The organism is Pseudomonas sp. PA-5-4B, assembly GCF_021606215.1.
GTDB classification, from domain to species: domain Bacteria; phylum Pseudomonadota; class Gammaproteobacteria; order Pseudomonadales; family Pseudomonadaceae; genus Aquipseudomonas; species Aquipseudomonas edaphica.
This window is the reverse complement of the sequence record NZ_WKDB01000072.1, coordinates 1-12,629: the sequence shown is the minus strand read 5'-3', so window position 1 is coordinate 12,629 and position 12,629 is coordinate 1. Positions and strand designations below refer to the sequence as shown.

Below are 12,629 nucleotides of genomic sequence, written 5' to 3'. Positions count from 1 at the left end.
CTCCCACATTATTTGAACTGCGTTTATGCAGTTATGGCTTCACGAGCCGCGCATCCAGGCTGTTCTGCGCCAGGCGTTTGGCCTGGTCCTGGGTCATGCCCAGGGAGGTGTACAGCGCGTGGAAGTTCTCGGTGACATAGCCGCCGAAGTACGCCGGGTCATCCGAGTTCACCGTCACCTTCACGCCACGCTCAAGCATGTCGAGGATGTTGTGTTGGGCCATGTCGTCGAACACACAGAGCTTGGTGTTGGACAGTGGGCACACGGTCAGCGGGATCTGCTCGTCGATGATGCGCTGCATCAAGCGTTCGTCTTCGATGGCGCGTACGCCATGGTCGATACGCTGGATTTTCAGCAGGTCGATGGCCTCCCAGATGTACTCGGGCGGGCCTTCTTCGCCGGCGTGGGCCACGGTAAGGAAGCCTTCATGGCGGGCACGGTCGAACACGCGCTGGAACTTGCTCGGTGGGTGACCCATTTCCGAGCTGTCCAGGCCGACGGCCACAAACGCGTCACGGAACGGCAGCGCCTGGTCGAGGGTTTTCTCGGCTTCGGCTTCGCTCAGGTGGCGCAGGAAGCTCAGGATCAAACCGCTGGTGATACCCAGTTGCTGCTCGCCATCTTTGAGCGCAGCGGCGATGCCGTTGAGCACCACTTCGAATGGCACGCCACGGTCGGTGTGGGTCTGCGGGTCGAAGAACGGTTCGGTGTGGATCACGTTCTGTTCTTTGCAGCGCAGCAGGTAGGCCCAGGTCAGGTCGTAGAAATCCTGGGAAGTGCGCAGCACATCGGCGCCTTTGTAATACAGGTCGAGAAACTCTTGCAGGTTGTTGAAGGCGTAGGCCTTGCGCAGGGTTTCGACGTCATTCCACGGCAGTGCAATCTTGTTGCGTTCGGCCAGGGCAAACAGCAACTCAGGCTCCAGCGAGCCTTCCAGGTGCAGGTGCAATTCAGCCTTGGGCAGGGCGTTGAGCCAATCGTACATGTTCTAAATTCTCATCAGGTGCAATGGCCGCATTCTACAGGCCATGGCTGAAATAGTCGGCAAAACCTGACCAGCAGGAGAGTATTGGTTTTATTCGCGCAAGGGCCATCTGAACTAAGGTGTAACGAAACGTTAGCGACGTGGTGCAGTCTGTACCCCATCAATGACTGATTTGCTGCACAAAAAGGCCCGGAATGCTCACATCCCTCAAGCAAGAAAAATTCATGTGGCTGGCGTTGATCGCCGCCATCGCCGCCTACCCGTTGGAGCACTGGATGCTGCACAGCGGGCAGATGATCGCCCTGCTGGGCGGCTTGGCGCTCATCGCTTTTATTGTCATGGCGTCGATGCGCGTCGCCCACCACGCCGAGCAACTGGCGGAAAAGGTCGGTGACCCTTACGGCACCATGATCCTCACCCTCGCCGCCGTGCTGGTGGAAGTGGTGATCCTGGCGATCATGATGAGCAACGAGCCCTCGCCGACTTTGGTACGTGACACGATCTATTCGGCGGTGATGCTCGATATCAACGGCATCCTTGGCCTGGCCGCGCTGATGGGCGGCATCAAGCATGGTGAACAGTCCTACAACGATGACTCGGCACGCAGTTACAGCGTGATGATCCTCACCGCCATGGGCGTATCGATGGTGGTGCCGGAGTTTATTCCCGAGGCTGACTGGAAAATTTACTCGGCCTTCACCATCGGCGCGATGGTGTTGCTCTACACCCTGTTCCTGCGCATGCAGGTCGGGCCACACAGTTACTTCTTCAGCTATAGCTACCCGGAAAAACGCCGAAAAAAGCAGCCGGAAGAACAGCAGGAGCCGTCGATCAGCCTGGCGTTTTCCATCGGTACGTTGGTGTTTGGCGTGATTGTGATTGGCGCATTGGCCGAGGTGATGTCCAAGACCCTCGACCTGGGCCTGGAAGGTACGGGCGCACCGCCGGTGATTACCGCGATTGTGGTGGCGGCGATTTCGGCCGCGCCGGAAATTCTGACGGCGTTGCGTGCCGCCTTGGCTAACCGCATGCAGTCGGTGGTCAACATCGCACTGGGTGCATCGTTGTCGACGGTGATTTTGACGGTGCCGGTGATGGAAGCCATGGCGCTCTACACCGGCCAGCCGTTCCAGATGGCGATGACGCCGGTGCAGACCGTGATGGTGTTGATCACACTGGTGGTGAGTGCGATCAACCTCAATGATGGCGAAACCAATGCCATCGAAGGGATGACGCACTTTGTGTTGTTTGCGACCTTTATCATGTTGTCGTTGCTTGGGGTGTAACCGGCCCTCAAGCACACCTTAAAACCCATGTGGGAGCCGGGCTTGCCCGCGATGGCATCAACTCGGTATGGCTGAAAGACCGAGGTGCCTGCATCGCAGGCAAGCCAGCTCCCACAGTTGGCTTTGTGCAGGGCTCAGGTGCCGGCGATCAGCTGTTTCGCCGCCTGGCTGTGATCGGCAATCAAGCCTTTAAGGTCCAGCCCTTCAACCTGCCCATCGATCACCCGCCACTTGCCGCCGATCATCACCCGGTCCGCGCGGTCGGCGCCGCACAGCAGCAGCGCCGAAATCGGGTCATGGCTGCCGGAAAAGCGCAGCTCGTCTAGCTTGAACAGCGCCAGGTCAGCCTGTTTGCCCACGGCCAACTCACCGATATCCGTGCGCCCCAGCAACTGTGCCGAGCCTTTGGTGGCCCAGCCCAGCACGCCTTCCGGGGTGATCTTTTCCGCGCCGTAACGCAGGCGCTGGATGTACAGGGCCTGGCGCGCTTCGAGGATCATGTTCGAGGCATCGTTGGAGGCCGAACCGTCGACGCCCAGGCCAATCGGCGCGCCGGCGGCGAGCAGGTCCAGGGTCGGGCAGATGCCGGAAGCCAGGCGCATATTCGAGCTTGGGCAATGGCAGATGCCGGTGCCGGCGGCGCCCAGGCGGGCGATCTCGTCCGGGTTGAAGTGAATGCCGTGGGCCAGCCAGGTGCGTGGGCCGAGCCAGCCAACGCTGTCGAGGTAGTCCACCGTGCGCAGCCCGAAACGCTGCAGGCAGAAGTCTTCTTCGTCGAGGGTTTCGGCCAGGTGCGTGTGCAGGCGCACGTCGAGGCTGTTGGCCAGTTCGGCGCTGGCTTGCATGATTTGCGGGGTGACCGAAAACGGCGAGCAGGGCGCCAGGGCGATCTGGATTTGCGCGCCATCGCCGCGCTGGTGGTATTCGCGGATCAGGCGCTGGCTGTCTTCGAGGATAACCTGGCCTTGTTGCACGGTTTGCTGCGGCGGCAGGCCGCCATCGGCTTCGCCCAGGCTCATGGAGCCGCGGGTGAGCATGGCGCGCATGCCCAGTTCGCGCACGCTTTCTACTTGTACATCGATGGCATTTTCCAGGCCGTCAGGGAACAGGTAATGGTGGTCGGCCGCCGTGGTACAGCCGGAGAGCAGCAACTCTGCGAGGGCGACTTTGGACGCCAGCGCGAGTTTTTCCGGGGTCAGGCGTGCCCAGACCGGGTACAGGGTTTTCAGCCACGGGAAGAGCGGCTGGTTCACCACCGGCGCCCAGGCGCGGGTCAGGGTTTGGTAGAAGTGATGGTGAGTGTTGATCAGCCCCGGCAGGATCACATGTTCGCGTGCATCGAATACTTGTCCGCACGGCACGGTGGGCTCTTTTCCCAAGCCCAGCACTTCGGTGATCACACCGTCTTGCAGCACCAGGCCACCACGGGCGTCGAGGCCATTGGCGGTGAAGATCGCGAGGGGGTTTTTTAACCAGATACGGGTCGCAGGCATTGGCCGGCTCCTCTGAATGATGGGTTCAGGTTTGCCAGCTCAGTGTTGCCCTGTCTGCTGATCCAGGGTCGCCGGTGAGGGCGAGGAGCAGAGTTTACGTGTAGTCCATGATCAGGTCTATCTGTAGGAGCGAGGTGCTCTTGAGACCATCGCGGGCAAGCCCGCTCCCACAGGTTGGACCGAGCTGTTACCAGGCGATGGTGTCGCCCTTGTAGTCCACGAAGTGATGGCCGCCTTTGCCGGTGTAGGCATTCACCTGATCCACCAGGCCGCGCACGCTGGTGTCGACATCGATGTGCGCGTTTTCGCCGCCCATGTCGGTTTTCACCCAGCCCGGATGCAGCGACAGCACGGTGAGCTTATGGTCGCCCAGTTGCGTGATAAAGCTGTTGGTCATGGAGTTGAGTGCAGCCTTGCTGGCCTTGTACAGCGCCAGGTCGGAGCCATCGGGAATAGTCACGCTGCCCAGCACCGAACTCATGAACGCCAGCACGCCGGTGTCTTTGCGGATCTGCCCGACAAAGCGCTGGGCCAGGTTGATCGGCGCCACGGCGTTGGTGAAAAACAGTTGGCCGACTTCCGCCAGGGTGGCGTGGCCCGGCTCCTGGTTGGCAGGGCCTTTGACGCCGGCGTTGACGAACAGCAGGTCGAAGGTGCGCTCCTTCAGGCGTTGGGCCAAGGCGATCACGGCTTGTTGATCGTCCATGTCCAGCTTCTCGATCTGCACCTGGCCCACGGCTTTGAGCGCATCGGCCTTGTTCGGGTCGCGCACGGTGGCGGTCACCTCCCAGCCGTCCTGCAGCAGTTGCTTGACCAGGCCAAGGCCCAGGCCGCGCGAGGCGCCGATGATCAGTGCGGTTTTTGGCGTAGACATGAAGGGCTTCCTTTGGAGTGGAGGTTCACGGATTCAGTGGACAACGTTGCCCGAGCCTTTGCTGCAACTCCTGGCGCAGATGGCCGAGTTCAGTGATGCGGGTTTCGATCAGGTTGAGCTTGTCTTGCAGCAATTGTGTGACGGCAGCGTCGGGATCGGGCGCCTGCCATAAGGCGGCGACGCTGGTGCCGATCTCGCCGAGGCTGAAACCCAGGCGCTGCGCAGTCTTGATATAGAGCACCAGTTGCAGCATGTCCGGCGGGTAGTCGCGGTAACCGTTGGCGCTGCGTTGCGCGGCGATCAACCCGCGCTGCTCATAGAAGCGCAAGGTGTCGCGGCTGACCTGGCTGGCCTGGGCTAATTCGCCGATACGCATGAGACGGGCTCGAGAGGGCTTGACCCTGGAGCATACTCCAGGCTTTAGCCTGCTGGCTTCTTGAATTGAAGGAGCTTGCTGCTATGTGGACACAAAAACGCTACCGGACATTGGTGCGGGCCAGTGCCTGGTATGACTTGATCATCACCGCCGCGTTTGTCACGCCGTGGAGTTTTGCATTAGTACACGGCCTGTTGCAGGGCTTGAACCTGCCGGGCGAGCTACCGCCGTGTCTGCCTGCGCATGTGCTGATGGCCAACCTGCTCGGCTCGATCGTGTGCGTGTGGGCAGTGCTGCGTATTCGCGACCCTCAACGCCAATTCGGGCTGTATGACGCGGCCGGCCGTGGTCTGTTTGCGACCTGGCAGCTGTACGCGCTGATGCAGGGCTCCACGTCGGTGCTGTGGATAATTCTGCTGTTGGAACTGCTGTGGGGCGTTGCGCAACTACTCCCGGTGAATACTGATCAAAAAATGACCGGCGCCCGTAAGCCCTTATGACAAAAGGGTTACAGACGGGTGTGCTCAGGTTATCCACAGGCAGGTGCACAGTAGATGTGGGCAGTTTCAGCGTTCGAGCAGGATGCGCCCACGGCTGAGGTCGGCGAGCTGGGTTTGCAGCGTGTCGATGTGCGCCTCGCCGAGTGCGAGCTGTAGCTCGACGCCGTTGGCGGTGAAGGTTTCTTCCACCACCAGCCCGCCCAGTTCGGCCACGCGCAGTTTCACCAGGTTCAATTCCGAGAAACTGCAGGCACAGCTCAGCGGCACGCGGCTGATCAGCTCGATGCGTTCGGCATTCTGCAGGCATTTGTTCGCGCCGCCGCCGTAGGCGCGAGCCAGGCCGCCGGTGCCCAGCTGGATGCCGCCGTACCAGCGAATCACCAGCACGGCGACCTGATCAAAGCCTTGGGCTTCAATGGCGGCCAGGATCGGTCGCCCGGCCGTGCCGCCGGGTTCGCCATCGTCGTTGCTGCGGTACTGGTCGGCGAGCTTCCAGGCCCAGCAGTTGTGCGTGGCGTTGAGGTCGCTGTGCTGCTCGAAAAACGCCTGGGCGTCTTGCGCGCTGGTGATCGGCGCGGCCAGGGTGATAAAGCGGCTTTTGCGTATTTCTTCACGAAATTCGCAAAGGCCGGTCAGCGTGAAAGGCATAAGTCGCTTCGTTTATAGGGCCGGCTTGATGCCGCAGCCTTTGAGGATGATATGGATCAGGTTGGTGCCGGCGTCTTCCATGTCCTGCTTGGTCAGCTTGGTGCGACCAGTGACGCGGCAGATCTGGGTGGCGAAGTCGGCGTAATGCTGGGTGCTGCCCCACAACAGGAAGATCAGGTGTACGGGGTCGATGGGGTCCATCTTGCCGGCTTCGATCCAGGCCTGGAACACCGCTGCGCGGCCACTGAACCAGGCGCGGTAGTCCTGGCTGAAATATTCGGTCAGGCATTCGCCGCCACTGATGATCTCCATGGCGAAGATCCGCGAGGCTTGGGGGTGGCGCCGGGAGAATTCCATCTTGGTGCGGATGTAGCGTGTCAGCGCGACGGCGGGGTCGTCCTCGGCGGTCAGCGCGTTGAAGGTGCTGTCCCACAGTTCGAGGATATTGCTCAGTACCGCGATGTACAGGCCGAGCTTGTTGGTGAAGTAATAATGCAGGTTGGCCTTGGGCAGCCCGGCACTCGAGGCAATGGTGTTCATGCTGGTGCCTTTGTAGCCATGACGCGCGAATTCGTCTTCAGCCGCCTGGAGAATCGCTTGTTCATTCTTTTGCCGAATACGGCTGGCAGGTTTACCGGCGTGGTTGCTGTGGGCAGGAACTTCGAGGCTCATGGAGGTTTCCGTGCTGATCGATAGAGACGACGTGTGCACAGATAACCCACCCTCAAGCCTCAGACAAGTCCCGATGCAATAAAACCGTCAAAGCGGTTCCAGTGTGTCGCTTTCCGGCGCGTGGTTTGCGCCTGCGGTATTCGCTTTGGCCTCGGGTAATAACAGGCACAACACGATGGCCGTCAGGCCGCCGCTGGTGATGGCCGAATCGAACAGGTTTTGCACCAGAGGCGGCATCAAGTGCAGCAACTCAGGTTGGGCGGCGATGCCCAGGCCAACGCCGAACGAGGTGGCGATGATCAACATGCTGCGTCGGTCCAGCGGCGCCTGGGCCAGAATGCGCACGCCGGCGGCGGCCACGCTGCCGAACATCACCAGGGTTGCGCCGCCCAATACCGGTTTGGGGATTTGCTGCAGCACCGCGCCGATCAGTGGAAACAGGCCGAGACAGAACAGCAGCACACCAATGTATAAGCCGACGTAACGGCTGGCCACGCCGGTGAGTTGGATCACGCCGTTGTTCTGCGCAAACGTGGTGTTGGGGAATGCGCTGAAGGTGGCGGCGATCATGCAACTGACGCCATCACCCAATACGCCGCCCTTGAGTCGACTTATATAAGAAGGGCCGCTGATCGGCTGGCGGGCGATCATGCAGTTGGCGGTCAGGTCGCCAACGGTTTCGATACTGCTGATCAGATAAATCAGCGCGATGGGCAGGAAGGCGCTCCAGTCGAAGTTGAAACCAAAGCGAAACGGCATCGGTACGCTGATCAATGGCAAGTCGGGCAAGGCTTGGGGCACCAGCTTGCCGCTGAACCACGCGGCCAGGCTGCCGAGGGCCAGGCCGATGATGATTGCCGAGAGGCGTACCCACGGCGTGTTCGAGCGGTTGAGCAAGATGATCGTCAACACGACGAACAACCCCAAGGCCAGGTTGGTCGGCGCGCCGAAGTCAGGCGCATTGAAACCGCCACCCAGGTCGGTGATGCCGACTTTGATCAGGCTGATGCCGATCAAGGTGATGACAATGCCGGTGACCAAGGGCGTGATCACACGGCGCAATTGGCCGATAAAACGGCTCAACACGATCTGCACCGCCGCGCCGAAAAAGCACACGCCAAAGACCATCGCCATGATGTCTTCCGGGCTGCCGCCGCGTTGCTTCACTAGAAAGCCTGCTGACAACACCGCGCCGAGAAACGCAAAGCTGGTGCCTTGCAGGCAGATCATGCCGGCGCCGATACCAAATGGCCTGCGTGCCTGGATGAAAGTGCCTACGCCGGACACCATCAACGCCATGCTGATCAGGTAGGGCAGGTGGGCGGTGAGCCCCAACGTAGAACCGATGATCAGTGGCGGGGTGATGATGCCGACAAAGGCGGCCAGCACATGTTGCAAGGCTGCCAGTAGGGCCGGCAGTGGTTTCGGTCGGTCGTTCAGGCCGTAGATCAGGTCGTTGGGGCTCAAGGTTTCTGGTGGCATGGCGGGCAAACTCAGGGCGGACGGTTCAAGGTCCTGGTTCCCTTGCAAAAAGCTGTCCAGTTGCTCAGCTTTTAGCGAGAGGCCCGAATTAGCGCGTTGCCGCCAGACTCTCCAGAAAGCTTTCCAGCACCAAATGAGGGCGGCGACCCTTGCGCGTGACCGATGCGAGGCTCAAATCGTAAAAACGTGTAGCCGGTTTCAGCGCGCGCAGTCGGCCTTGTTGTACCCACAGGCTGGCGTAGTGGTCGGGCAGGTAGCCGATATAGCGGCCGGTGAGAATCAGGAACGCCATGCCTTCGCGGTCCGAGGCGCTGGCGGTGCAATTGAGTGCCTGGTAATGGGCCTGGATTTCGGCGGGCAAGCGAAAGGTCGGGGCGATGGCGTCCTGGCTGTCGATACGTGGGTCGTCCAGTTGCTTGTCGTCCGCGTAAAACAACGGGTGGCCAACCGCGCAGTAGAGCAGTGAGCGTTCGCTGTATAGGGGTTGGTATTCCAGGCCGGACAGCGCGCTCGCCTGAGGTACTACGCCGACATGCAGGCGACCATCGAGTACACCTTGTTCCACCTCGTTCGGCGCGATCATGCGGATCTGGATTTGTACGTCGGGGCCGCGTTCCTTCAACTGCGCCAGGGCGTGGGTGATGCGCATGTGGGGCAGGGTGACCAGGTTGTCGGTGAGGCCGATGATCAGTTCGCCGCGCAAATGCTGATGCAGGCCGTTGACCTCGGTGCGAAAGCTTTCCAGCGCACTTAATAGCTGCAAGGCCGATTGGTAGACCTCGCGGCCTTCTTCGGTCAGGGAGAAGCCGGCACGCCCGCGCTGGCACAGGCGCAATCCAAGGCGTTGCTCCAGGTCGCTCATCTGCTGGCTGATGGCCGAGCGGCCGATGCCGAGCACGGTTTCGGCCGCCGAGAAGCCGCCGCACTCCACCACGCTGCGAAAGATGCGCAACAGGCGGATATCGAAGTCGCTGACTTGGGCCAGGGGATCGGGTCGACGGCTGCTCATAGTTTAGTGAAGGCCTGACTGAAGGTTAGAAGAGTTGGATTTCACCGACTTTATCGCCGTGGCAATTTAGCTGCAACAACGCTTTTCAATCCCGACGCTGCCTTTTGCCCTGCGAGGTTTTGCTGATGAACATGCCCGAAAACGCCCCATCGTCCCTGGCCAGCCAACTGAAGTTGGATGCGCACTGGATGCCTTACACCGCCAACCGCAACTTCCAGCGCGACCCGCGCCTGATCGTCGGCGCTGAAGGCAGCTGGTTGATAGATGACAAGGGCCGCAAGGTGTACGACTCGTTGTCGGGCCTGTGGACGTGTGGCGCCGGGCACACCCGCAAAGAGATTCAGGAAGCAGTGTCCAAGCAACTGGGCACCCTGGACTACTCCCCGGGCTTCCAATACGGTCATCCGTTGTCCTTCCAGTTGGCGGAAAAGATCACCGACCTGACCCCAGGCAACCTGAACCACGTGTTCTTCACCGATTCGGGCTCCGAGTGCGCCGATACTGCGGTGAAGATGGTGCGTGCGTACTGGCGCCTGAAAGGCCAGGCCACCAAGACCAAGATGATCGGCCGCGCCCGTGGCTATCACGGTGTGAACATTGCCGGAACCAGCCTGGGTGGCGTGAACGGCAACCGCAAGCTCTTCGGTCAGGGCCTGATGGACGTTGACCATCTGCCGCACACGTTGCTGGCGAGCAATGCCTTCTCCCGTGGCATGCCGGAGCAGGGCGGCATCGCCCTGGCCGATGAGCTGCTCAAGCTGATCGAACTGCACGACGCGTCGAACATCGCAGCGGTGTTTGTTGAACCGATGGCCGGTTCCGCTGGCGTGCTGGTGCCGCCACAGGGTTATCTCAAGCGACTGCGTGAGATCTGCGACCAACACAACATCCTGCTGGTGTTCGACGAAGTGATCACCGGTTTCGGCCGTACCGGCTCGATGTTCGGCGCCGACAGCTTTGGCGTGACCCCGGACCTGATGTGCATTGCCAAGCAAGTCACCAACGGCGCGATCCCGATGGGCGCGGTGATTGCCAGCAGCGAGATCTATCAGACCTTCATGAACCAGGCGACGCCGGAATACGCGGTGGAATTCCCCCACGGCTACACCTACTCGGCGCACCCGGTGGCTTGCGCGGCTGGCTTGGCGGCATTGGACCTGTTGCAGAAGGAAAACCTGGTGCAGAGCGTAGCCGAAGTCGCCCCGCACTTTGAGAATGCGTTGCACGGGTTGAAGGGCAGCAAGAATGTGATCGACATTCGTAACTACGGCCTGGCCGGCGCGATCCAGATTGCCCCGCGTGACGGTGATGCCATCGTGCGTCCATTTGAGGCCGGCATGGCCTTGTGGAAAGCGGGTTTCTACGTGCGCTTTGGCGGTGACACCCTGCAGTTCGGGCCAACCTTCAACAGCAAGCCGCAGGACCTGGATCGTTTGTTCGATGCGGTCGGCGAAGTGCTGAACAAGATCGACTGATTTCTCCTTCTATATAGAACAACTTTTCAGGAGCCCTGCATGAGCCTTATCCAGCATTTGATCAACGGTGAGTTGGTCAATGACAGCGGCCGTAGTGCCGACGTGTACAACCCGTCCACCGGCCAGGTGATTCACCAAGTGCCATTGGCCAGCCGTGAAACTATTCAACAGGCGATCGACTCGGCCAAGGCGGCGTTCCCTGCCTGGCGTAATACCCCACCGGCCAAGCGTGCCCAGGTGATGTTTCGTTTCAAGCAATTGCTGGAGCAGAACGAAGCGCGTATTTCGCAGTTGATCAGCGAGGAGCATGGCAAGACCCTGGAAGACGCCGCCGGTGAACTGAAACGCGGCATCGAGAACGTGGAATACGCCTGTTCGGCGCCGGAGATTCTCAAAGGCGAGTACAGCCGTAACGTGGGGCCGAACATTGATGCGTGGTCGGACTTCCAACCGTTGGGTGTGGTGGCGGGTATTACTCCGTTCAACTTCCCGGCGATGGTGCCGCTGTGGATGTACCCGCTGGCGATCGTGTGCGGTAACTGTTTCATCCTGAAACCATCGGAGCGTGATCCAAGCTCCACGCTGCTGATTGCGCAGCTGTTGCAGGAAGCCGGTCTGCCCAAAGGCGTGCTGAGCGTGGTGCACGGGGACAAGGGCGCAGTGGATGCGCTGATTGAAGCGCCGGAAGTCAAAGCCCTGAGTTTTGTGGGGTCGACGCCGATTGCCGAGTACATCTATTCCGAAGCAACCAAGCGCGGCAAGCGCGTGCAGGCGCTGGGCGGGGCGAAGAACCATGCGGTGCTGATGCCGGATGCGGACCTGGATAACGCGGTCAGCGCTTTGATGGGCGCAGCGTATGGTTCCTGCGGTGAGCGTTGCATGGCGATTTCGGTGGCCGTGTGCGTGGGTGACCAGGTGGCGGATGCGTTGATCGCCAAGTTGGTACCGCAGGTCAAGGCACTCAAGATTGGTGCGGGCACCTCTTGCGGCCTGGATATGGGGCCGTTGGTGACGGGGCAGGCGCGGGACAAGGTCAGTGGCTATATAGAAGACGGTGTGTCTTCTGGCGCTGAGCTGGTAGTCGACGGCCGCGGTTTGAGTGTTGCCGGGCATGAAGAGGGGTTCTTCCTGGGTGGTAGCTTGTTTGATCGCGTGACCCCTGAAATGCGCATCTATAAGGAAGAGATCTTCGGGCCGGTGCTGTGCGTGGTGCGGGTGGATAGCCTGGAAGCGGCGATGCAACTGATCAACGATCATGAGTATGGCAACGGTACCTGCATCTTTACCCGTGACGGTGAAGCGGCGCGGCTGTTCTGTGATGAGATCGAAGTGGGCATGGTCGGCGTAAACGTGCCGTTGCCCGTGCCGGTGGCGTACCACAGCTTTGGCGGCTGGAAACGTTCGCTGTTTGGCGACTTGCATGCCTATGGGCCGGATGGGGTGCGTTTCTATACCCGTCGCAAGGCGATTACCCAGCGTTGGCCGCAGCGGGCCAGCCATGAAGCGTCGCAGTTCGCCTTCCCGAGTCTGTAAGGCGTAGTAGGTGAAGGCCGGCCCCTTGGGGCCGGCTTTTGTGCTTTTGCGGCCTTTTTGACCTATATGACAGAAATGTGAAAGAAAGGGATTGACGGCGTTTTGTATCTGTCTATAATTCGCCCCACTTCCGGCGCAGTCGAAACGGAAAACTCCTTGGTAAACAATTAGTTACGAAGTTTTCGGCAGCAAGTTGCTTCAGTTCATCGAAGCCAAAAGGAAGTTGAAAAAGAGGTGTTGACAGCAGCGTGTAACGCTGTAGAATTCGCCTCCCGCTAACGAGAGATCGTAAGCGC

Annotated in this window: 12 protein-coding genes; 4 read left to right on the top strand and 8 right to left on the bottom strand. The window is 60.3% G+C overall.

Going from position 1 to position 12,629, the window contains the following annotated elements:
* Nucleotides 1-31: 31 nt before the first annotated feature.
* Nucleotides 32-985, bottom strand: a complete 954-nt coding sequence (locus GIW28_RS25645) for an adenosine deaminase (RefSeq protein WP_017134717.1) — start codon at nucleotides 983-985, stop codon at nucleotides 32-34.
* 194 nt (nucleotides 986-1,179) lie between these two features.
* Here GIW28_RS25645 and GIW28_RS25640 point away from each other — a divergent pair, with 194 nt between their 5' ends.
* Nucleotides 1,180-2,271, top strand: a complete 1,092-nt coding sequence (locus tag GIW28_RS25640) for a calcium:proton antiporter (protein ID WP_236447710.1) — start codon at nucleotides 1,180-1,182, stop codon at nucleotides 2,269-2,271.
* Between the two features lie 134 nt (nucleotides 2,272-2,405).
* Here the strand turns inward: GIW28_RS25640 and GIW28_RS25635 are convergent, their stop codons facing one another.
* The 3 genes from GIW28_RS25635 to GIW28_RS25625 all read right to left on the bottom strand — a co-directional run bounded on the left by GIW28_RS25635 (nucleotide 2,406) and on the right by GIW28_RS25625 (nucleotide 5,014).
* Entirely contained in the window at nucleotides 2,406-3,764 is a 1,359-nt protein-coding gene (locus GIW28_RS25635) for an 8-oxoguanine deaminase (RefSeq protein ID WP_138450879.1), read from the bottom strand.
* A gap of 187 nt (nucleotides 3,765-3,951) precedes the next feature.
* Nucleotides 3,952-4,638 carry an SDR family oxidoreductase gene (locus GIW28_RS25630; RefSeq protein ID WP_017134720.1) on the bottom strand — a complete coding sequence of 229 codons (687 nt, stop codon included), beginning with the start codon at nucleotides 4,636-4,638 and terminating at the stop codon, nucleotides 3,952-3,954.
* Between the two features lie 25 nt (nucleotides 4,639-4,663).
* Nucleotides 4,664-5,014, bottom strand: coding sequence for a MerR family transcriptional regulator (locus GIW28_RS25625; RefSeq protein WP_099550558.1), 351 nt, complete (start codon nucleotides 5,012-5,014; stop codon nucleotides 4,664-4,666).
* Nucleotides 5,015-5,097: 83 nt separating this feature from the next.
* Between GIW28_RS25625 and GIW28_RS25620 the strand changes: the two genes are divergently transcribed.
* Entirely contained in the window at nucleotides 5,098-5,514 is a 417-nt protein-coding gene (locus GIW28_RS25620; RefSeq protein WP_236447709.1) for a hypothetical protein, read from the top strand.
* A gap of 66 nt (nucleotides 5,515-5,580) precedes the next feature.
* Here GIW28_RS25620 and GIW28_RS25615 read toward each other — a convergent pair whose 3' ends face one another.
* The 4 genes from GIW28_RS25615 to GIW28_RS25600 all read right to left on the bottom strand — a co-directional run bounded on the left by GIW28_RS25615 (nucleotide 5,581) and on the right by GIW28_RS25600 (nucleotide 9,325).
* The gene (locus tag GIW28_RS25615; protein WP_065930576.1) at nucleotides 5,581-6,162 is read right to left on the bottom strand and encodes an IMPACT family protein; all 582 of its coding nucleotides are present in this window, start codon (nucleotides 6,160-6,162) and stop codon (nucleotides 5,581-5,583) included.
* 12 nt (nucleotides 6,163-6,174) lie between these two features.
* Nucleotides 6,175-6,834 (bottom strand): TetR/AcrR family transcriptional regulator, encoded by a 660-nt coding sequence (locus tag GIW28_RS25610; RefSeq protein ID WP_017134724.1) that lies wholly within the window; start codon nucleotides 6,832-6,834, stop codon nucleotides 6,175-6,177.
* Between the two features lie 87 nt (nucleotides 6,835-6,921).
* Entirely contained in the window at nucleotides 6,922-8,316 is a 1,395-nt protein-coding gene (locus GIW28_RS25605) for a uracil-xanthine permease family protein (RefSeq protein WP_026013502.1), read from the bottom strand.
* Nucleotides 8,317-8,404: 88 nt separating this feature from the next.
* Nucleotides 8,405-9,325, bottom strand: coding sequence for a LysR family transcriptional regulator (locus tag GIW28_RS25600; protein ID WP_017134726.1), 921 nt, complete (start codon nucleotides 9,323-9,325; stop codon nucleotides 8,405-8,407).
* 125 nt (nucleotides 9,326-9,450) lie between these two features.
* On the opposite strand from GIW28_RS25600, the gene GIW28_RS25595 reads away from it, so the two are divergent.
* Both GIW28_RS25595 and GIW28_RS25590 read left to right on the top strand, forming a co-directional pair.
* Entirely contained in the window at nucleotides 9,451-10,800 is a 1,350-nt protein-coding gene (locus tag GIW28_RS25595) for an aspartate aminotransferase family protein (RefSeq protein WP_236447708.1), read from the top strand.
* Nucleotides 10,801-10,839: 39 nt separating this feature from the next.
* Nucleotides 10,840-12,333, top strand: a complete 1,494-nt coding sequence (locus GIW28_RS25590; protein ID WP_017134728.1) for a CoA-acylating methylmalonate-semialdehyde dehydrogenase — start codon at nucleotides 10,840-10,842, stop codon at nucleotides 12,331-12,333.
* Nucleotides 12,334-12,629: the final 296 nt, after the last annotated feature.

Bases quoted from the DNA above. Each gene is read 5' to 3' on its own strand.
- GIW28_RS25600 (WP_017134726.1), bottom strand. From the start codon at position 9,325: ATGAGCAGCCGTCGACCCGATCCCCTGGCCCAAGTCAGCGACTTCGAT.
- GIW28_RS25645 (WP_017134717.1), bottom strand. From the start codon at position 985: ATGTACGATTGGCTCAACGCCCTGCCCAAGGCTGAATTGCACCTGCAC.
- GIW28_RS25610 (WP_017134724.1), bottom strand. From the start codon at position 6,834: ATGAGCCTCGAAGTTCCTGCCCACAGCAACCACGCCGGTAAACCTGCC.
- GIW28_RS25590 (WP_017134728.1), top strand. From the start codon at position 10,840: ATGAGCCTTATCCAGCATTTGATCAACGGTGAGTTGGTCAATGACAGC.
- GIW28_RS25640 (WP_236447710.1), top strand. From the start codon at position 1,180: ATGCTCACATCCCTCAAGCAAGAAAAATTCATGTGGCTGGCGTTGATC.
- GIW28_RS25605 (WP_026013502.1), bottom strand. From the start codon at position 8,316: ATGCCACCAGAAACCTTGAGCCCCAACGACCTGATCTACGGCCTGAAC.
- GIW28_RS25615 (WP_065930576.1), bottom strand. From the start codon at position 6,162: ATGCCTTTCACGCTGACCGGCCTTTGCGAATTTCGTGAAGAAATACGC.
- GIW28_RS25620 (WP_236447709.1), top strand. From the start codon at position 5,098: ATGTGGACACAAAAACGCTACCGGACATTGGTGCGGGCCAGTGCCTGG.
- GIW28_RS25635 (WP_138450879.1), bottom strand. From the start codon at position 3,764: ATGCCTGCGACCCGTATCTGGTTAAAAAACCCCCTCGCGATCTTCACC.
- GIW28_RS25625 (WP_099550558.1), bottom strand. From the start codon at position 5,014: ATGCGTATCGGCGAATTAGCCCAGGCCAGCCAGGTCAGCCGCGACACC.
- GIW28_RS25595 (WP_236447708.1), top strand. From the start codon at position 9,451: ATGAACATGCCCGAAAACGCCCCATCGTCCCTGGCCAGCCAACTGAAG.
- GIW28_RS25630 (WP_017134720.1), bottom strand. From the start codon at position 4,638: ATGTCTACGCCAAAAACCGCACTGATCATCGGCGCCTCGCGCGGCCTG.